Origin of the sequence: Rhodococcus sp. 14-2496-1d (genome assembly GCF_002259365.1) — a bacterium.
Classification (GTDB): Bacteria; Actinomycetota; Actinomycetes; order Mycobacteriales; family Mycobacteriaceae; genus Rhodococcoides.
Genome location: NZ_NPFV01000005.1, coordinates 73,807 through 92,273, shown reverse-complemented (window position 1 = coordinate 92,273; position 18,467 = coordinate 73,807). Strand labels below are relative to the sequence as shown.

Sequence of the window (18,467 nt, the reverse complement as noted above, 5' to 3'; positions counted from 1 at the left end):
GAACAACACGATCACGATGTAGAGCACCCACGCGATCGCCTGGAAAACAGTGGGCTCGGGACGGAAGTTGAAGATGCCGCCGAGCACGGTGCCGTACCAGCTCGAGGCGTCGAAGTGAGCGCTGATGTCGAAGGCGACTGCGCTGCCGCCGGGCAGCGGCCGCCGATCTGCAGTGCGCGGATGCCGTAGGCGAGGATTCCGGCGGCTACCACGATCAGGAAGATGCCGGTGTACTTGAAGAACACGGCGAAGTTGATGCGGACGGCACCGAAGTACAGGAACACCGTCAGCACGGCGGCGACAACGATGCCGAGCAGGAGTCCGAGCAGTGGCCACAGGCTGCCGTTGGTGTTCTCGGCATAGCCGACCATGAGCAATGCGGTTTCGACGCCTTCGCGCCCGACGGCGAAGAAGGACAGCGTGAGTACTGCGGCGGGGCCGACGGTGAGTGCTTTCTCCATGTTCGCCCGCAGTTCGCCGGAGATGTTCTTGGCGGCGGTGCGCATCCACAGCACCATCGCGGTCACGATGACGACGGCCACGAGCGAGGCGGCTCCGGCGATTATTTCGGCGGTCAGTCCGGTGACGGTGGAGGTGCCGTAGTGGATCACGAAGAAGATGGCGGCGACCATGGCGACGGCCAGGCCGACTCCGAGCCAGACCCACTTGAGCGCGTCGCGTCGTTCGGCTTTGACGAGGAACGCGACGAGGATCATCACGACGATGCCGGTCTCGAGCCCTTCGCGCAGGCCGATCAAGCCACTACCGAACATCTGGGTGGCGATCGACGGCGCTGAACTGGCGGCGAGAACGACTGTGGACACGGGTGATGCTCCTGTGATGCGTCGAACATTGGTACGCCTTCCCTCGCAAAGGGTAGGCGACCCTCATGAATGAAGGCTGCCCAGAACATACACCCTGCAACCCAACCCGAACACGCGTTGACCAGGGGTTATCTCGGCCTTTAGCTTTCTATTACCTTGCGTGTGCAGGATGGAGTGGTGATCTCCCGTATCTGCGTGCTCGCCACAGCGTCGCTCCTTCTTGCATTGACGGCGTGCGGCACCGGCGAACCGAAACGCGAGATTCCCGAGGGCATCCCGCCCGGACCCGGCACGGAAGTACCGGCCATCGACTTCAACGCGCCCGGACGCACGGCCGACTTGTTGCTCGCGTGGGCCGAACCCCAGACCGACGCGTTGGGCATCTCGGTGACCGCCCTGGCGTCGTACGGGCACGCTGCGGCGATCATGACCGAGACGGACGCCGACTGCGGAATCGCGTGGACGACACTCGCCGGCATCGGCTACATCGAGAGTCGCCACGGCACGTACCAGGGCTCGTCGGTGGCACCCGACGGTCTCGTCGCACCGCCGATTCGCGGAATCCCGCTCGACGGCGGACCGGGCGTCGCCGAGATTCCGGACACCGACGGTGGCGTCATGGACGGCGACACCGAGTTCGATCGGGCCATGGGCCCCATGCAGTTCATTCCCGAGACCTGGAAGAAGTGGGGCGTCGATGCCAACGGTGACGGCGTCGCCGATCCGGACAACATCGACGACGCCGCGCTGACGGCGGCGCGTTATCTCTGCGCCCGCGGCGGTGATCTGCGGACGGCGCAGGGCTGGGAGAGCGCGCTGATGGCGTACAACCTGTCGGGTCAGTATCTGCGGGACGTGCGCGATCGAGCGGCCGCGTACTCGGTGGGCACCAGGCCGTAGATCTCCGTGCATCGCGGGAGGCACCGGGAAGCGGCTAGTCTTGCACCCGGCACAGTCCGCCGGTCCCCGTTACTAGGAGAAGCATTCGTGGCCATCATTGAGCAGGTCGGAGCTCGCGAGATCCTCGATTCCCGTGGCAACCCCACGGTTGAGGTCGAGGTCGCATTGGACGACGGGACGTTGACCCGTGCAGCCGTTCCCTCCGGCGCATCCACCGGTGAGCACGAGGCCGTCGAGCTTCGTGACGGCGGAGACCGCTACGGCGGCAAGGGCGTCGAGAAGGCAGTCAACGCGGTCCTCGACGAGATCGCACCGGCGGTCATCGGCCTCGACGCCATCGAGCAGCGCACCGTCGACCAGGCTCTGCTCGATCTGGACGGCACGCCCGACAAGTCTCGCCTCGGCGCGAACTCCCTGCTGGGTGTTTCGCTCGCCGTCGCCAAGGCCGCGGCCGAGTCCACCGGCCTCGAGCTCTTCCGCTACCTCGGCGGCCCGAACGCCCACATCCTGCCGGTCCCGATGATGAACATCATCAACGGTGGCGCACACGCAGACAGTGGCGTCGACGTGCAGGAATTCATGATCGCGCCGATCGGTGCACCCACGTTCAAGGAATCGCTGCGCTGGGGTGCCGAGGTCTACCACGCACTCAAGTCCGTACTCAAGGCCAAGGGTCTGTCCACCGGCCTCGGTGACGAGGGTGGCTTCGCTCCCGACCTCGCCGGCACCAAGGCTGCCCTCGACCTGATCCTCGAGGCCATCGGCAAGACCGGCCTCAAGCCCGGACAGGACGTCGCCCTCGCGCTCGACGTTGCGGCCACCGAGTTCTACACCGCGGGCACCGGCTACGCCTTCGAGCGCGAGACCAAGTCCGCCGAGCAGATGTCGGCCTTCTACGGTGAGCTCGTCGACGCCTACCCGCTGGTCTCCATCGAGGATCCGCTCGACGAGAACGACTGGGACGGCTGGGTTGCCCTCACCGAGTCGATCGGCGACAAGGTTCAGCTCGTCGGCGACGATCTGTTCGTCACCAACCCCGAGCGTCTCGAAGACGGCATCGTCAAGGGTGCGGCCAACGCGCTGCTGGTCAAGGTCAACCAGATCGGCACGCTCACCGAGACCCTCGACGCCGTCGATCTCGCGCACCGCAACGGCTACAAGACGATGATGAGCCACCGGTCCGGCGAGACCGAGGACACCACCATCGCTGACCTGGCAGTTGCTGTCGGCAGCGGCCAGATCAAGACCGGTGCTCCGGCTCGAAGCGAGCGCGTGGCCAAGTACAACCAGTTGCTGCGTATCGAAGAAGCTCTGGGCGACGCGGCGCGTTACGCCGGCGAGTTGTCTTTCCCCCGGTTCAATTACGAGGGATAGCGAACAGGCACGTATGGCACGAAGTGGAGAGTGAATGATGGCACGGCGCGGCAGGTCCGGGACCAGTCCAGGTGGACGTGATCCCCGACCCCGCGGCCGGTCCTCCACATCGAGTCGGTCCAAGGCCGGGGGCGTCTCTCGCGAGGAGAATGCCTCCGGCCGGCAGGCCACCCCACCGGAACCCTCGGATCAGGCGCGCGACGCCGTGGTCGGCGGCAAGGCCGCGCCCCGGCGCGTCGGTGTTCGTCGACCCAAGATGCCCGAGCGGACGTTCTTCGGACTGTCCACCGGCCGAGCCGTCATCCTCGGTGTCGTGGTGTGCGCGCTGGCGTTGACGCTGGCCGTGCCGCTGCGTACGTATTTCTCGCAACGCAGTGAGCTCGAGTCCGTCTTGGCCGAGCGTCAGACCCTGCAGGACGAGGTGGACGCGCTCCAGACCCAGAAGTCGCAGCTCGACGAGCCGTCCCGCATTACGGCCGACGCTCGCGAACGCCTGCGTTTCGTCATGCCGGGGGAGACGCCGTATCAGGTGCAGTTGCCCGGCGATTACTCGCCGAGCTCCGCGGACCTCGCCGTGGACAACACGCCGACGGGACCGTGGTTCACCGAACTGTGGAACACCGCCGTCCAGCCGCAGGGATCGAACGAACCCCCGGAGCCGACGTCCGCACCCATGCCACTCGTACAGCCAGAACCCGCACCGGCCGCGCCGGCGGTGCCAGAACCAGAAGGAGGACCGGTCGGGTGAATTCCTCGGCAGTCTCGCAGGAAGATCTCGATGCGGTCGCAGCGCAGCTCGGACGTGAACCGCGTGGCGTACTCGAGATCGCATACCGATCTCCGGACGGCAGGCCGGGTGTGGTGAAAACCGCCCCGAAGCTGCCCGACGGCACGCCTTTTCCCACTCTGTTCTATCTGACGGATCCGCGGCTGACGGCCGAGGCCAGTCGACAGGAATCGGCCGGGGTGATGCGGGAGATGACCGAGCGTCTCGGTACCGATCCCGAACTGGCCGCGGCATACTTGCGCGCACATCAGTCGTATCTGGCAGAGCGTGACGAGATCGAATCTCTCGGAACGGATTTCACCGGCGGCGGTATGCCCGATCGCGTCAAGTGCCTGCACGTGCTCATCGCGCATTCGTTGGCCAAGGGTCCGGGCGTCAACCCGCTGGGTGACGAGTCGGTTGCGTTGGCAGCGGAGAACTCGTTGCGCGGCAAGGCAATTCCGGCCGATTGGCCGACCATCGAAGAACTACGTGCGGAGAAGCAATGACCAGGGTTGCAGCAATCGATTGCGGCACCAACTCGATCCGCCTGCTCGTCGCAGACAACAACGGTAAGTCGCTCGCCGACGTCGCTCGCGAGATGCGAGTGGTACGGCTCGGGCAAGGCGTCGACGCCACCGGAGCATTCGTACCCGAGGCGATCGAGCGCACCCGCGTGGCATTGGTCGAGTACGCGGAGATCATTCGCAAGACCGGTGCCACAGCGGTGCGGATGGTCGCCACCTCGGCCACTCGGGATGCGTCCAATCGAGAGGACTTCTTCTCGATGGTGCGTGAGGTGCTCGGCAGGGTCATCCCCGGTGCCGAGGCCGAAGTGATCACCGGCGACGAGGAAGCACGACTGTCGTTCGCCGGTGCAGTCGGTGAACTCGACGCTGCGGCAGGGCCTTTCCTGGTGGTCGATCTGGGTGGCGGTTCCACCGAGCTCGTGCTGGGCGACGCCAAGGGCGTCAAGTCCGCGTTCTCGGCCAACATCGGCTGCGTACGCCTCACCGAACGGTTCCTGCACAGTGACCCGCCCACCGTCGACGAGATCAACGGTGCGCGTGAGTACGCCCGCGAGAAGTTGGCGGAGGCGTTCGAGGAAGTGTCGATCGGTGACGCGTCGAGCTGGGTGGGGGTGGCCGGCACGATGACGACCATCGCGGCCATCGCCAAGGAACTGCCCGAGTACGACGCCGACGCCGTGCATCTTTCGCGAGTGCCGTTCGATCAGCTCTTCGAGGTGTGCGAGCGACTGATCGGCATGACGCATACGCAGCGAAGCGCGTTGGGCCCCATGCACCCCGGACGGGTCGACGTCATCGGCGGCGGTGCAATCGTGTGCAGCGTCTTGGCTGAGGAGTTCGAGCGACGCGGTGCCGTGAGCTCGTTGACGGTCAGTGAGCACGACATCCTCGACGGCATCGCGATGTCCATCAAGATCTGATCTGCATTTCTGCAGAGGCGGTCTGCGGCGATGTCGGTTGCATCGCTGCGTCATTCGGTGAAGCCTTACAGGTGCTGTGGCCCACGTCACGGCTCCCTTCGAGGTGAGGACCACCGATGACGTCACCCGCCGAACAGGCTGCGGCCGACCAGGCACCGGCCGAGAAAGGGCTGGCCCGCGTAGCGCAAGCGCTCGCCAAGGGGACCGAGAAGTGGTTTCCCGACGCGTACATCTTCGCTCTGGTCGGTGTGGTGGTCGTGGCTGTCGCTGCGTTCGCGAACGGGTCGTCTCCGCAGAATGTGGTCGACGCGTTCGGAAACGGCTTCTGGGACCTGACCGCCTTCACCCTGCAGATGGCGATGGTCGTTCTCACCGGCTACGTCGTGGCCACCTCTCCACCGGTCGCCAGATTGATCACACGGTTGGCGCAGGTGCCCAAGAGTTCAAGCAGCGCAGTCAGTTTCGTGGCACTGCTGTCCTGCTCGGTGTCGTTCCTGAACTGGGGTCTGAGCTTGGTGTTCGCCGGTCTGCTCGCCCGAGCCATCGCGCGGCGGGACGATCTGAGGACGGACTACCGAGCACTGGGGGCGGCAGCATTCATGGGACTTGGAGCCGTGTGGGCGCTGGGAATGTCTTCCTCGGCCGCGCAGTTGCAGGCGACGGCAAGTTCGCTTCCGGCGACGCTGCTTTCGGTCACCGGTGTACTCGACTTCGGAACCACCATCTTCACGTGGCAGTCGTTGCTGATGTGCGTGATCATCATCGTGTTGACGGTCGTCATCGCGCACGTGTCCGCTCCCAAGGGGGCCGCGATCAAGACTGCCGCAGACATGAAGGTCGATCTCGACGACACCGTCGCCGAGCCTGCTCCGCGCAGTCGACCGGGCGAGTGGCTCGAGTACAGCAGAGTTCTTCCGCTCTTCGTCGGCGCAATGACCCTGGGATGGCTTGTCTCCCAACTGTTGACGCTGCCGGTGCTGTCGGTGGTCAGCAGTCTCAATGGATACTTGTTGGTGTTCCTCATGCTCGGGCTCGTGCTGCACGGCACCCCGCGGCGCTTCCTCGATTCGGTCAGCAAGGCAGTTCCCGCGACGGCAGGGATCCTGGTGCAGTTTCCGCTCTACGCCGCGATGGCGGCCATGCTGACCAAAGCGGAGGGCAGGGGAGGCGTCACGATCTCCGAGCATCTGGCGACCTTCTTCACCGAGATCGGGTCCGGTGGAGGCTTCGCGGTGGTCATCGCGATCTACACCGTCGTCCTCGGACTCTTCGTTCCCTCGGGCGGTGGCAAGTGGCTGGTCGAAGCGCCGTACGTGATGCAGTCGGCGACCGACGTGCAGATGAACCTCGGCTGGACCGTCCAGATCTACAACGTGGCCGAGGCGTTGCCGAATCTGATCAACCCGTTCTTCATGCTGCCGCTGTTGGCCGTCCTGGGCCTGCGAGCGCGAGATCTGATCGGATTCACGTTCCTGCAGTTCATCTTCCACTTCCCGGTGGTCCTGCTGCTCGTGTGGCTCCTCGGTATGACCTTCGACTTCGTGCCGCCGGTCATTCCGGCCCAGTAGCAGCCCGATATGATCGTCACCGCTGGAGCACATGGCCGGCGGTGGCCCCTATAGCCCAATTGGCAGAGGCAGCGGACTTAAAATCCGCACAGTGTCGGTTCGAGTCCGACTGGGGGCACCGCATTTCCGTAGGTCACAGCGCTATGTTGCTTCGGCGAGCTAACCCGAACCGTTGGCGGCGAATTGCCCTGCGGTCCAACCTAACACGAATGGTAGCCCGGTCATGGCGCCGATGAAGTGGTCGCCTGCCACGGGCTCGTAGTGCACGTTGGCGCCCTTGCTGCGCCACTGCTCGATCAGGGCAGTCACGCCGGCCTCGGGGATGAAGCGATCGCCGATCCACTTACTCGCGGAACCGTGGAAGAACGCGGCCGGCACCGACGGCGCATCGGCACCCGGACGGTTCGCGGCAATCACCCGCCGCGCGATGTCGGAGTCGAACGGGTCGGGCTCGGACGCCAAGTCCTCGATTCGCATGCGTACCAGCCCGCCCAGGGCCAGGGGGAGGACGGACATGTCCTTGACCCAGGACGCCAACAGCAGCGCCTTCGGGCCGAACAACTCCACCATCTCGGGGTGCTCACGCGCGAGACCCATGCTCGCCGCGCCCAGCAGGCCGGCCGCGACGGTGCCGTTCATGGTGTCCAGCAGCATCGAGAAGTCGGTGGGCGTTCCACCGGCGACGGCACCGACCAACCTCACGTCCGGCGCGTACCTCGGCTGCAGTTGCGCGGTCCACGTGGTGGCGATCGCGCCGCCGCTGTAGCCGTAGGCCACCACTGGGCTGTCGGCGAGCTCCGGGGCGACGACCGTCATCCCGCGTAGCGAGTCCAGGACGGCATGCCCGGCCATCGTGCCTTCGGAGTACGACATCCGCGGACCCTGGTGATCGGCGACGAGGACGGCGTATCCGCGAGCGAGCCAGAGCGGCATCACCGGCGGGAGGTCGGCACCGACACCGTGCACGAGCCGGTACGACGGCGTGCTCTTGGCTCCGAGGGAATCGATGGCCACGTTGTGGGCGACGACCGGCCGCGGTCCGCGCCCGGTCCACGGCCGCTTCGGGATCAGCAGCGAGGCGGTGACGCCGGCGGGGAGACCCCGCGCGTCGGTCGACCGAACCATGAACTGATGCATGGCGGTTCGCGGCCGGGGCACCAGACCGCGGGTCGTGCGCTGCCGGATCACCGCACCGGGTGCGAGGTCCTCGATGCCGGGAGGGGTGAGGAAGAAGGCGTCGTTGTCGATCGGGGTCGGAAGGATCGCGGCATGGGGATCGTCCGGAGGCTCCAGGGGCAGTCGTCGAGTCAATACGCGATCGAGCACACCGAACACAGTCATGATCCCCCGACATTCTTCTACAGCCGCACCCATCCCCGCGGTCACCGTACAGTGCGCGGCGGTCGGTGAACGCAATATTGGATAAGTCCGACAACAGGTGTCAGTGCCGGGCGCTCAGAAGCACGGCACCGAGCTCCCCGGCCGACAGCATCGGCAGCATGTGGTGACTGCAGCCGGTCAGGACGACGGTGTGTGCGTTCGGGAGAACCTTCCCGACAGCGTCGGCAGCACGAGAACTGTTGTGCACCTTGCTCTCGCAGGCAGAGACGACAATGACGCGCGCGGACAGCGTCGACCATCGATCTGAATTGGGGCGCCGTGGAACCACCGGGCTTCGCCTTCACGGCGACGGCGGCAGCACTCGTGTTGCTCGGGATGAACCGGGGGGGGCGGGCGAGTCGTGGCGGACCTCCAGGCCCGGAGGCACAGTGACGACCTGCAGGCCGTGCTTTCGGTCGGCGGTGGGTCAGCCGGCCTTGACGCGCAACCGCTCGACTTCCGAGCGAGAGTGGCGCACGGCCTCGGTGTCCGATCCCTTGTCATGGGCCAAGTCATGCGCGAGGTCGAGAATTGCCCGACGTAGGTGCTTGCGTGCTCGACGGGACTTGTGGTGGGGCGCGGACTTGATGAACGCCTTGCGCGCTTTCTTGTCCAGGATGCCGTCGACCTCGGCGTCGGTCACGGTTCCTGCTTCGACTTCGGGGGCGAGGATGTCGCGGACGAACTGGTACTCGCGCGGTGCTGCTCGCCGGAACGCGATCGTCAAGACCGTGAACCCGAGCACGATGGAGCCGAGCATGACGGGGAAGGTGAGGATGCCGCCTCGGCCGAGACCGCCGGCGTCGTCCCAGGTGAAGTGCAGAAACATTCCGACCAATACGAATGCCACACCGCGGCCGATCCGGCGTGGCTGGGCCGCCGTGCCGAGGATGTAGATGACACCGGTGCAGACGAGGGCGCTGAACAGCGGGTGGGAAACGAAGCTGACCGCTATGCGCGTGAACGACATCTGTACGGCGTGGTCGACCGGATCGGTACCGAAGGCCTGAGCTGTGGAGTTGGCGGCGTAGAGGAAGTCCTCGAAGATCGCGAATCCGAGCCCGATGAACGCGCCGACTATCAGACCGTCGTTCGCGGTCCGAATCAACCGCGGCGCAAGGCTCATGAGGAGTATGAATCCGCACAGCTTCGCGGCCTCTTCGGTGATCGGTGCGGTGGCTCCGGCTGCCCAGTTGGCACTCCACACTTGACCGAAAAGCTTGTTGTAAATGCTGATCATTGCGTTGTTCGCGGTGAGGGCGAATGCAAAGGTGGCCGGAATTGCGCCCCACAGGAGCGCGGCGAGGATGAGTCGGCCCGGTTGGCGTTCCCATCGGTCGATATGACGGAACCAAGCGAACCACGCCAGCCCGCACAATCCGCACAGCACTGCCGAGATCGCGAAGGCGTCGGCGTACAACCCGGTTTTGGGTGCGAAGTACGCCCACACCTGGAACGCGCCGATGCCGGTCAGCACGACGAACACCCAGAAACACAGATTGTGGGGTTGCACGAAGTGGAAGCGTTCACCCCAGCCGGAGATCTCCATTGCTCTGGCCTGCCGTTGGCGGGCCTCGGAGCTGTGTGTGGTGTCGGTGCCGGTCTCGCTCATGAGTTGTTCCTGTCGACGGTCCGGATGCTGGCGATCATGGTCTGGATGTTGTCGACGGCCGCGGTCATCTGAGCGGGAGGCCCGTAGGCGGTGATCTTCAGCCCCCTGCCGGCGATGACGAATGCTGCAACCACACCGTCGCCGGTCACGCTGCTGTATGGCTGTGCGACACCGCTCTCGCCTGACGTCGTGGTGAGAGTGGTCCTGTCGCCGTCGACTCTGAAGGTCGGGTCGTCGGTGCGGGAGGTGACTTTCTCCACTTGATCCAGCAATTCATCCGGTGTGCCCTCGAACGTGTCCGACGAGACCTGGAACGTGACGCCCTTCCCGGCGACGGTGGCGTCACCGGAACGACGGCTTTCGTCGTCGACACGAAAGCCGGCCTCGACATCCCAGCCGGTGGTCGGTGTGAAGACGATGGAGTCCGTCAGCGCGAGTTGCTCACCGGCGAGAACCGGGTCGTCCCAGCCGATGGCCGCGTCGACACGGGGAAGGATCACGGTCAAGACGACGAAGATCGCGACGACGAAGAGTGCCGGTGGAAACGTGCGACGGTCGAGACCGAGCACACGGTGCTCGGCCGGGACCCGATGTCGTTGTCTCGCAGCAAGAATTTGTGTCACAGTTACTCCTCGGCCCTCGGTGTCGATCACGGCGTGACGCGTACCTCGGGGGCGGAGCAATTCGAAGACAGTTCGACGAGCAAAGCAAGGCCGTAGAGGTGCGATGGCTTGTTTCGGTTGCGCGGCATCCTGATAAGCCCAACACGTATTACTTCTGGGTCGATGATATTCGGAGTCGGCCTGTCTTCTTGCCGTTAATCAGCTAAAAAGACCGAAACCGGATTCTCCGCGATCGAACCGGAAGATTGCTCGATCACGGCGCGAATTCGGGATGGGGCGTCGGCATCGTCTCTTGCAAAGCTGTTCCGGGACCGTCGGATCCGAAATTCGTTGCGCGGTTGTGGAGTCCGGCGGCACAGGGCACCGAATTCACATCGATGGTGACGAATGTCGATGCGGTTCGTCGATGGACGCTCCAGTGCCTCGACTCTTCGGTCCGGCGTGATCGGCACGCTGATATGAGGTCGGTGGCCAGGCCTGCAAGCAACGAATCTGTTCGTGGCACTACTCGCCTTCCGTCACCGTTCACACGACGGTGGCAGCGTATGCCACGAACACCACGAACATGGCCGTGCCTCCGAGAGCTGCGCCGATCATTGCCTCGCGGCCGTTGGTCGCCATGCCCTTCTCGTCCCGGCTCACCCCGACCCATCCGCACACGACGGCGGCGACACCTGTTGGGACAGCGACGAAGTCGCCGATGAAAGGTACGAACGCACAGACCAGGGCCACGATGCCCAGGATCATCGCGGCACTGCCGGCACCGTTGCGAAACAGCGGCCGTGTGCTGTATTCCTCGGCCATGCCGCCTCCCTCTGTGCGGTCTTCGTACTCGTCGCATACGGCGCGACGAGCAGACCTACCGAAAAGATACCCTCGATATACGCTGAGGCACGATGGCACCGATGCACTGCATCTCGTCGCTTCTGTGCTCTCGGGCCGAGCGAGCCAGCTAGGCTCGTTCGGTGACGGACTCAACGTGGGACGGGTACGTCCGTGTGCGCGGCGCTACCGAGCACAACCTGGCAGCTGTCGATGTCGACATACCCCGCAATGCCTTTGTCGCGTTCACGGGGGTGTCGGGGTCAGGAAAGTCGTCACTGGCCTTCAGCACCCTGTACGCCGAAGCGCAGCGACGCTATTTCGAGTCGGTGGCCCCCTACGCCCGCCGCCTGCTTCAGCAAGTGGGCGCACCTCATGTCGCGTCCATCACCGGCCTTCCCCCGGCCGTTGCGCTGCAGCAACGCCGGGGGTCGCCCAGCTCGCGCTCCAGCGTCGGCACCATCACCACGATGTCGAACCTGCTGCGCATGCTCTACTCCCGGGCCGGTACCTATCCCGACGGTGCGCCCATGCTCCCGGCGGAAGCGTTCTCACCCAACACCGTCGCCGGTGCCTGCCCGCGATGCGGCGGTTTGGGCGAGTTCCATGATGTGACCACGAAATTGCTGGTTCCCGACCCGTCGCTGAGCATTCGGGAGGGCGCGATCGCGGCGTGGCCGGGTGCCTGGCAGGGGGCGAACCTACGCAGCATCGTCGCCGGCATGGGGATCGACATCGACGTGCCGTGGCGCACGCTGAAGAAGAAGGACCGGGAGTGGCTCCTGTTCACCGACGAGCACCCCAAGGTGTGGATCGAACCGGAGGAGGGACGAGTCGACCACAGTTACGAAGGTAAGTTCTGGAGCGCCCGCAGCCATGTCATGCACGTTCTGACCGACTCGAACAGCGAGCGCATGCGAGAACGCGCTCTGCAATTCACCGAAACCGTTCGCTGCCCGATGTGCTCCGGCAGCGGACTGCGCGCCGACGCGCTGGCCGTCACCATTGCCGGCCGGTCGATCGCCGAGATCAATGCGCTCTCGCTGACAGAACTTGCCGCATTATTGCGCCCCATTGCCGAACAGTCGGGGGAGACCACGGAGGTGGCGGTACGCATCACCGCAGATCTGCTGGCCAGGATCGACGTGTTGCTCGATTTGGGCTTGGGATATCTCGCGCTCGGGCGTAGCTCGACGACTCTGTCGCCCGGCGAGACGCAGCGGTTGCGAATTGCCACTCAGCTCCGGTCGGGTCTGTTCGGGGTGGTGTACGTGTTGGACGAACCGTCCGCCGGACTGCATCCCGCGGATGCCGAGCCGCTGCTCGACGTCCTGGACCAGCTGAAGGCGTCGGGAAACACCTTGTTCGTGGTCGAACACGACATGGACGTGGTCCGGCGCGCCGACTGGGTGGTCGATATCGGACCTGCGGCCGGTGAGGGCGGCGGACGGGTGCTGTACAGCGGCCCCGTCGCAGGCTTGGAAGAGATCGAGGAGTCGGTCACCAGCAGGCACCTCTTCGGTCGAGCGGAATCCGTGCAGCGGCAGGCGCGCCCCACCCAGGGCTGGCTCACTCTGGCCGGGGTCACCCGGCACAATCTGCGGGAGTTGACGGCGGAGTTCCCTCGCGCGGTCCTGACGGCGGTGACGGGTGTGTCGGGCTCCGGGAAGTCGACACTGGTCAGCCAGGTCCTGTTCGAGGTGGCGCGCCACCGACTCGAGACCGCGACAGACGACGATGACGCACAGATCGAGGTCGACGTGGCCGAGGTCTCCGGAATCGAGTCGTTCACCCGCCTGGTCCGGGTGGATCAACGCCCTATCGGCCGAACCCCCCGATCGACACTGGCCACCTACGTCGGAATGTTCGACGTCGTCCGCAAACTGTTCGCCGCCACCGACGAGGCCAAGGCCCGCGGATGGGCACCCGGACGGTTCTCCTTCAACGTCGCGGACGGACGATGCCCCACGTGCCAGGGCGACGGTTTCGTCGAAGTGGAGTTGCTGTTCCTCCCCGGCACCTATGGCCCCTGCCCCACCTGCCACGGTGACCGGTACAACCCGGAAACTCTCGAAATAACCTGGCGCAACAAGACAATTGCCGAGGTACTGCACATGTCGGTGGACGAGGCAGCGATGTTCTTCGCCGATATCGCGGGAGTGTCCCGCAGTCTGGAGACGTTGCACGACATCGGGCTCGGCTACCTTCGACTCGGCCAGCCCGCCACCGAGCTGAGCGGCGGCGAGGCGCAGCGCATCAAGATCGCGACCGAATTGCAGCGCACCCGTCGCGGTACTGCCCTCTATCTACTGGACGAACCGACCGCAGGGCTCCATCCCGCCGACGTCGCCCTGCTCATGCGCCAGCTGCACTTGCTTGTCGATGCAGGCAACACCGTGGTGATGGTGGAACACGACCTGGATGCCATAGCCTCCGCCGACTGGGTCATCGATCTCGGTCCCGGCGGCGGCGACAACGGGGGCACTGTCGTCGCTACCGGAACGCCCGCCGAAGTCGCGTCGTCCCCGGACAGCATCACGGGACCGTATCTGGCCCGACGGCTCCGATCCGGGACTGTCGCCGCGTCGCGTTGAGCCCGAGCAGCAGCCTCACCGCTGAGTCTCGGGGCGTGGTTTGTCTATGCGTGTGCCGCGGGCGAGTCGAGTCCATGAATGGTCTTTGTGCTCTCTACAAACCGCAGTGTGGATGCCATCGTGGTTTGTCACAGTAAGACGCAGAATCGACCGTGGGGGAATGCCATGGAACCGCCGCCTTCGCTCGTCAAGTTGGTCGTGGTCTCCGGACTGTTCGTGACCTGCCTGTTCGTGGGCGCGCCGCTGCTGTTGATCGTCGCTTTCGGACTGTTGGCGGCCGCACAGTGTGTGCTGGTTCTGACCGATGTCGGTTCGGGATGGCAACAGTGAGCGGGCGACTCGGGCCGGTCTGACACCGCAGCGGGTGGGACGGTCCATGCCCGGACCTCCGCGAATGGGGACTTTGTGCTCTTTTTCCTCCTGCCGGCCCGGACGATCCTGTGGATACACCCGTCTTCGCCGCCCGATCTTTCGACGGAGGTGCCCGATGCACAACTCTGGATCGTTCGATTCTGTGCGAGCCGATCCCGTACCGGACGTCGTCTGGCGCGACCCTAGTCCGCTCGAGCCGTGGTGGGAGAGCGTCATCGGTCCCGCGCGCTCCCGTCGGCCGACACCACCCGTGCAGGAAGCCGATGATCGCGATGGGTACGAATGTCGATTCGGTGCCTCCGCGCGCGGGAAGAGGTAGCGTCGTTCGCTGCTATCGGTCGGCCCGGTGCCCTCCGGTGGCGTCGGTACACGGTCGATACACGACAGCGCCGAACCCGACAGGCTCGGCGTTCTCGTGTTCCGCGCGGACGGCTACCGTCCGCTGCGATGCATACCCGTGAAGCGTCCTGTGCCCATGGCCGTTGCAACTGCGCCGAGCCCGAGCACGACGATTCCGACCAGTACGTTGGACCAGATCATGCCGTTCGTGCGCTCGAGATCGGCGATGATCCACGGGGACACGATCAGCCAGATCCCCAGGAGCGGCACCACGAAGGACACCCCGTGGATTCGTCCGTACGCGGCTCCGAGTGCAAGCGCGAGGACTGCGATCGCAGAACCGGTGATCAGGTTGGTCATGGCGAACGCGGCACGGCCGTCGGCGGCTGTACTCGACAGCGGCGCGACACCGAGAATCCAGGCCGAGCTCGCCGCGTACAGACCGGCCAGCAGTAGCAGCCCATCTGTCACTTGTCCCACGGGCCTGTTGAACACCGCGTCGTAGCGATCGCGCAGTGCAGCGATGTCGGGATGTGCGTGCATGGACGCACTGGTCGTTGTGGACATTGTTCGAGTCCTTTCGAGTGAGTAGGTGAGTGTCGATGTTCAGGGGCCGCGGTGCTCGCCTGTAGGCCTCGGTTCACCCGACTACACGGTTCGGGCCGACGGGCGGCGGCACCCTCAGTCGGTTCCGACCCCGTTGGGTTGGACCCCGTTGCTCCTGACCTCGATGTGGCGGACAGGCGTGTCCGGCTCGGATCCGGCAAGTGTCACATCGACCGTCAGAATCCCGTTGTCGTAGGTGGCTTCGATTGCGTCGTCCTTCGCTCCGGCAGGGAGATCGATCGTGCGGTGGAAGCTGCCGTAGCGGAACTCCGATCGCGTGCCCTCCGTCTTCTGCTCTGCACGTTCGGCTTTGATGAAGAGCTTGCCGTCGTGCACGCTGATGTCCACGTCCCGTTCCGGATCGATACCGGGCAGCTCCGCCCGGAGCACGTATCGATCGTCCTCCAGAGTTTCTTCGACCCGAATCATGTGACCTTCCAGCGCACTCCACGGCGGCATGGCCTCGAATCGTGCCATCAGGTCCGACCAGTCCGGTAGCGCCGGCCACGACGGAATCAGTGGCGTGCGGTTGGCGAGAACGGTCATCGTACATCCTCCTCGTGTTCGTGAATGTGTACTCGATCGACCCGTCGGGCCGACCCACTGACAACTACAACACCGTGACGAACTGCCGGGTAGAGCCCAAAGTCACTGACCGACAAAGCGAAAGACGAACGGGAACGGATCGCGCCCACCTCGGGACTTCGAAGAGCGAGCAGTTGCGATTGGGCCCCGAGTTCGCCGCCTTCTCGGCTGCACCGGTTTCACGAGCGAAGGATGCGCCCAGGTGAGTCGGGATGCCGTTATCCAGGTTGTCCGGCGTTCGCAGGCACGAAGACGACCGGGACTTCGGCGCGACGAAGCACCGTACGGCTGGTCGATCCGACGAACAGCGGCGAGGTCGCACCGCGGCTGCATGCACCCACCACGACGAGCTGTGTATCGAACGCGTTCTCGAGCAGCGCGTGTGACGGGCGGTCGTGTGCCGCATGAGTCGTGACCACGACGTCGGGGTACTTCTCGGACCACGAGGCAACGAGGCGCTCGATCCAACGCTTCGGGGCAGAACTCCGACGAATGCGTGGACCGAGATCGATGTGTCGGACGAACCCGGCGCGTGGTTCGGTGGCCTCGTACGCGTGCACCGCGTGCAGCGGGACCCCGAGTCGTGAAGCCTGGTCGAAAGCGACGGCGAGGACTGCGTCGTCCTTCGGGGAACCGTTCACACCCACCACCACAGCTGCGGCGGCGTCGGGCACGGTCGTTGCTCGGGTGAATCCGTGCGGAACGACAACAACGGGGCACCGGGCGTGAGTGACGACATCGGTACTGACCGAACCGTGTACTGCGCGTGCGACGCTTCCCTTCCGACGCGACCCGAGGACGAGCATCCGGGCAGTGTCGGCGTACTCGTTCAGGACCTCGTCCGGTGGTCCGGGTTCGAGTACTGTCTCGACGTCTGCGTCGTCACCCAGAACGGACATTGCGACAACTCGCGCGGCGGCCAACGCGGACCGTGCGCGAGCACGAGCACCCGACGCGGTACCGCCGTGCGCATTCGCTGCTCCGGCTCGTGCGATGTCTCGATCCACGCCTGCATAGACGAGGAGCAGCGTGGTGTTTCGACCGACCGCGTCGGCGGCGGCCCATCCCAGAGCATTTCGCGACGATACAGAGCCGTCGATACCGACGACCGTCAGATTCCTTCGATTGTCGACAGAGCTGGTCATGCATCGATTCTCGGTGGTCGGATCGACCGGAAACAGGGCCTTCGGACCCTGTTCACACTGCAGAGGGCTCGAATTGGGCACGGGTCACGGCCGGCACCGAGGCGCTCGAAGGTCCAGGTGATCGAGAACAGAATGCTCTGGCAGACCGAGTTGTCATCGGATGCAATCGGTTGGATTGCTGCGCGGAGTTCACGATCGTGGACGCGACCGATCGGACGACCTGGTGGAGGAGACGTCCGCTGCGGAAGTGTCACGGCGGCCCGCCGGAATCAGAATCGTAACCGCGGCTCCGATGATTGCGGGCAGGGCGAATGCCAACAGCTGAGTGCTGGTACCTGCACCGGCGGCGACGAACAGTCCACCGTAGGTGGGGCCGACGATCGCGCCGAGTCGCCCCACCGCGAGTGCGACGCCCAATCCTGTCGTCCGGCAGGCCACGGGGTAGTAGCCACCGATGAATGTGTTCAGCAGGATCTGCGTCCCCGTCGTACCCACGCCTGCGACCAGCACCAGAACGTACACGATGCCGATCGGGGGAGTGGTCGCGATCAGGGCCAACGATACTGCCGCACAGAGGAATCCAAGGGTGGTCACCGGTTTGATGCCGTAACGATCGGCCAGGTGAGCACCGCCGAGAGCGCCTACTGCACCGCCCACATTGAGCACCAGCAAGAAGGACAGCGCGGCGCCGAGTGGGTATCCGGCCGACCTCATGACAGCGGGCAACCAGGTCGCGACACCGAACAACACGAGCAGGCACAGCAGGGTCATCACCCAGAAGGACAACGTCACTCGCGCACGGTTCGCGGTGAACAGCGCGCCGATTCCGCGATCCGTCGATGTCGGGTCGCCACCGGCACTCTCCGATGCTTCCTCGAGTCCGTAATGGGTCGAGATCGTCTGTGCTGCATCCGTCCTGCCCCGGGAGTCGAGGAACGCGGGTGATTCGGGAAGATGTCTGAGCATTGCCGGCAGAATCAACAACGCTGGGATCATCCCTGCTGCGAACATCGCTCGGAAGCCGAACGCCGGGACGAGCCACAGCGACAGGATCCCCGCCGCGATACCGCCGACACTGGTGCCCACGAATCCCAGTGCGACCGTTCGTGCTCTCGTGTCCAGTCGGGAGAATTCGATCAGCATCGAGGCAGCGGTCGGCATCAACACTCCTGCTCCGACGCCGACGGCGAATCGCGCTGCTCCGAAGATCTCGGGTGAGGGTGCAATCGCACAGCATCCCATTGCGGCCGAGAACAACGCGACCGCGGCGATCAAGGCGCGTCGCCTACCCCAGCGATCCGCGATGCTGCCCGCGGCGAGTGCCCCGGCGAGCATGCCGACTCCCACCACCGATCCGAGTACCCCGACGGTCGCCGGATCCAGATCCCACGGCTCGTACGCCAGGAGCGACGGAACCACCGTTCCGTACATCAGAAGGTCGTACCCTTCCAGCGTCAGCGCCGCCAGACAGAGTGCGACCACGGGAGAAAAAGTGTTACGTGACATG

General features: G+C 65.0%; 18 protein-coding genes and 1 tRNA gene. 9 read left to right on the top strand and 10 right to left on the bottom strand.

Going from position 1 to position 18,467, the window contains the following annotated elements; translation table 11 throughout:
* Nucleotides 1-11: 11 nt before the first annotated feature.
* Nucleotides 12-824 carry an iron uptake transporter permease EfeU gene (gene efeU, locus CH296_RS02590; RefSeq protein ID WP_373557268.1) on the bottom strand — a complete coding sequence of 271 codons (813 nt, stop codon included), beginning with the start codon at nucleotides 822-824 and terminating at the stop codon, nucleotides 12-14.
* 189 nt (nucleotides 825-1,013) lie between these two features.
* Here efeU and CH296_RS02585 point away from each other — a divergent pair, with 189 nt between their 5' ends.
* From CH296_RS02585 to CH296_RS02555, 7 genes are all read left to right on the top strand, one after another.
* Nucleotides 1,014-1,724 carry a lytic transglycosylase domain-containing protein gene (locus CH296_RS02585; RefSeq protein WP_373453938.1) on the top strand — a complete coding sequence of 237 codons (711 nt, stop codon included), beginning with the start codon at nucleotides 1,014-1,016 and terminating at the stop codon, nucleotides 1,722-1,724.
* A gap of 87 nt (nucleotides 1,725-1,811) precedes the next feature.
* Nucleotides 1,812-3,098 (top strand): phosphopyruvate hydratase, encoded by a 1,287-nt coding sequence (gene eno / locus CH296_RS02580; protein ID WP_008718800.1) that lies wholly within the window; start codon nucleotides 1,812-1,814, stop codon nucleotides 3,096-3,098.
* Nucleotides 3,099-3,132: 34 nt separating this feature from the next.
* Nucleotides 3,133-3,846, top strand: a complete 714-nt coding sequence (locus CH296_RS02575; protein WP_256980313.1) for a septum formation initiator family protein — start codon at nucleotides 3,133-3,135, stop codon at nucleotides 3,844-3,846.
* Complete coding sequence (locus tag CH296_RS02570) at nucleotides 3,843-4,373, top strand: DUF501 domain-containing protein (RefSeq protein WP_032395686.1); 531 nt, start codon at nucleotides 3,843-3,845, stop codon at nucleotides 4,371-4,373. Before CH296_RS02575 ends, CH296_RS02570 begins: the two co-directional genes overlap by 4 nt.
* Entirely contained in the window at nucleotides 4,370-5,314 is a 945-nt protein-coding gene (locus tag CH296_RS02565) for a Ppx/GppA phosphatase family protein (protein ID WP_094683958.1), read from the top strand. The genes CH296_RS02570 and CH296_RS02565 overlap by 4 nt, the downstream gene beginning before the upstream one ends.
* A gap of 116 nt (nucleotides 5,315-5,430) precedes the next feature.
* Nucleotides 5,431-6,882: a short-chain fatty acid transporter gene (locus CH296_RS02560; RefSeq protein ID WP_094645604.1), complete on the top strand. Its 1,452-nt coding sequence runs from the start codon at nucleotides 5,431-5,433 to the stop codon at nucleotides 6,880-6,882.
* A gap of 44 nt (nucleotides 6,883-6,926) precedes the next feature.
* A tRNA-Leu gene (locus CH296_RS02555) sits at nucleotides 6,927-7,000 on the top strand.
* Nucleotides 7,001-7,041: 41 nt separating this feature from the next.
* Here CH296_RS02555 and CH296_RS02550 read toward each other — a convergent pair.
* The 5 genes from CH296_RS02550 to CH296_RS02530 all read right to left on the bottom strand — a co-directional run bounded on the left by CH296_RS02550 (nucleotide 7,042) and on the right by CH296_RS02530 (nucleotide 11,301).
* Nucleotides 7,042-8,223: a lipase family protein gene (locus CH296_RS02550; RefSeq protein WP_094683957.1), complete on the bottom strand. Its 1,182-nt coding sequence runs from the start codon at nucleotides 8,221-8,223 to the stop codon at nucleotides 7,042-7,044.
* Between the two features lie 100 nt (nucleotides 8,224-8,323).
* A complete protein-coding gene (locus tag CH296_RS02545; protein ID WP_094645537.1) occupies nucleotides 8,324-8,551 on the bottom strand; it encodes a hypothetical protein in 228 nt (75 codons plus the stop codon).
* 138 nt (nucleotides 8,552-8,689) lie between these two features.
* On the bottom strand, nucleotides 8,690-9,874 hold the full coding sequence (locus CH296_RS02540; RefSeq protein WP_094645536.1) for a PrsW family intramembrane metalloprotease: 1,185 nt from the start codon (nucleotides 9,872-9,874) through the stop codon (nucleotides 8,690-8,692).
* A complete protein-coding gene (locus CH296_RS02535; RefSeq protein ID WP_143545343.1) occupies nucleotides 9,871-10,497 on the bottom strand; it encodes a hypothetical protein in 627 nt (208 codons plus the stop codon). Before CH296_RS02535 ends, CH296_RS02540 begins: the two co-directional genes overlap by 4 nt.
* A gap of 525 nt (nucleotides 10,498-11,022) precedes the next feature.
* On the bottom strand, nucleotides 11,023-11,301 hold the full coding sequence (locus CH296_RS02530; protein ID WP_045196226.1) for a hypothetical protein: 279 nt from the start codon (nucleotides 11,299-11,301) through the stop codon (nucleotides 11,023-11,025).
* A 161-nt stretch (nucleotides 11,302-11,462) separates the two neighbouring features.
* Here CH296_RS02530 and uvrA point away from each other — a divergent pair, with 161 nt between their 5' ends.
* Together uvrA and CH296_RS28765 are read left to right on the top strand one after the other, a co-directional pair.
* Complete coding sequence (gene uvrA / locus CH296_RS02525; protein WP_094683956.1) at nucleotides 11,463-13,913, top strand: excinuclease ABC subunit UvrA; 2,451 nt, start codon at nucleotides 11,463-11,465, stop codon at nucleotides 13,911-13,913.
* A 165-nt stretch (nucleotides 13,914-14,078) separates the two neighbouring features.
* Nucleotides 14,079-14,243, top strand: coding sequence for a hypothetical protein (locus CH296_RS28765; protein WP_155290795.1), 165 nt, complete (start codon nucleotides 14,079-14,081; stop codon nucleotides 14,241-14,243).
* A gap of 474 nt (nucleotides 14,244-14,717) precedes the next feature.
* On the opposite strand, the gene CH296_RS02515 is transcribed toward CH296_RS28765, so the two are convergent.
* The 4 genes from CH296_RS02515 to CH296_RS02500 form a co-directional block, all read right to left on the bottom strand.
* On the bottom strand, nucleotides 14,718-15,191 hold the full coding sequence (locus CH296_RS02515; protein ID WP_032394849.1) for an SPW repeat protein: 474 nt from the start codon (nucleotides 15,189-15,191) through the stop codon (nucleotides 14,718-14,720).
* Between the two features lie 114 nt (nucleotides 15,192-15,305).
* Nucleotides 15,306-15,776, bottom strand: a complete 471-nt coding sequence (locus CH296_RS02510; protein WP_179277611.1) for an Hsp20/alpha crystallin family protein — start codon at nucleotides 15,774-15,776, stop codon at nucleotides 15,306-15,308.
* A 257-nt stretch (nucleotides 15,777-16,033) separates the two neighbouring features.
* Nucleotides 16,034-16,960 carry a universal stress protein gene (locus CH296_RS02505; protein WP_143546310.1) on the bottom strand — a complete coding sequence of 309 codons (927 nt, stop codon included), beginning with the start codon at nucleotides 16,958-16,960 and terminating at the stop codon, nucleotides 16,034-16,036.
* Between the two features lie 189 nt (nucleotides 16,961-17,149).
* Nucleotides 17,150-18,442: an MFS transporter gene (locus CH296_RS02500; RefSeq protein WP_256980312.1), complete on the bottom strand. Its 1,293-nt coding sequence runs from the start codon at nucleotides 18,440-18,442 to the stop codon at nucleotides 17,150-17,152.
* Between the last annotated feature and the right edge of the window lie 25 nt (nucleotides 18,443-18,467).

Bases quoted from the DNA above. Each gene is read 5' to 3' on its own strand.
- CH296_RS02575 (WP_256980313.1), top strand. From the start codon at position 3,133: ATGATGGCACGGCGCGGCAGGTCCGGGACCAGTCCAGGTGGACGTGAT.
- CH296_RS02565 (WP_094683958.1), top strand. From the start codon at position 4,370: ATGACCAGGGTTGCAGCAATCGATTGCGGCACCAACTCGATCCGCCTG.
- CH296_RS02560 (WP_094645604.1), top strand. From the start codon at position 5,431: ATGACGTCACCCGCCGAACAGGCTGCGGCCGACCAGGCACCGGCCGAG.
- CH296_RS02550 (WP_094683957.1), bottom strand. From the start codon at position 8,223: ATGACTGTGTTCGGTGTGCTCGATCGCGTATTGACTCGACGACTGCCC.
- CH296_RS02540 (WP_094645536.1), bottom strand. From the start codon at position 9,874: ATGAGCGAGACCGGCACCGACACCACACACAGCTCCGAGGCCCGCCAA.
- CH296_RS02530 (WP_045196226.1), bottom strand. From the start codon at position 11,301: ATGGCCGAGGAATACAGCACACGGCCGCTGTTTCGCAACGGTGCCGGC.
- CH296_RS28765 (WP_155290795.1), top strand. From the start codon at position 14,079: ATGGAACCGCCGCCTTCGCTCGTCAAGTTGGTCGTGGTCTCCGGACTG.
- CH296_RS02515 (WP_032394849.1), bottom strand. From the start codon at position 15,191: ATGTCCACAACGACCAGTGCGTCCATGCACGCACATCCCGACATCGCT.
- CH296_RS02510 (WP_179277611.1), bottom strand. From the start codon at position 15,776: ATGACCGTTCTCGCCAACCGCACGCCACTGATTCCGTCGTGGCCGGCG.
- CH296_RS02505 (WP_143546310.1), bottom strand. From the start codon at position 16,960: ATGACCAGCTCTGTCGACAATCGAAGGAATCTGACGGTCGTCGGTATC.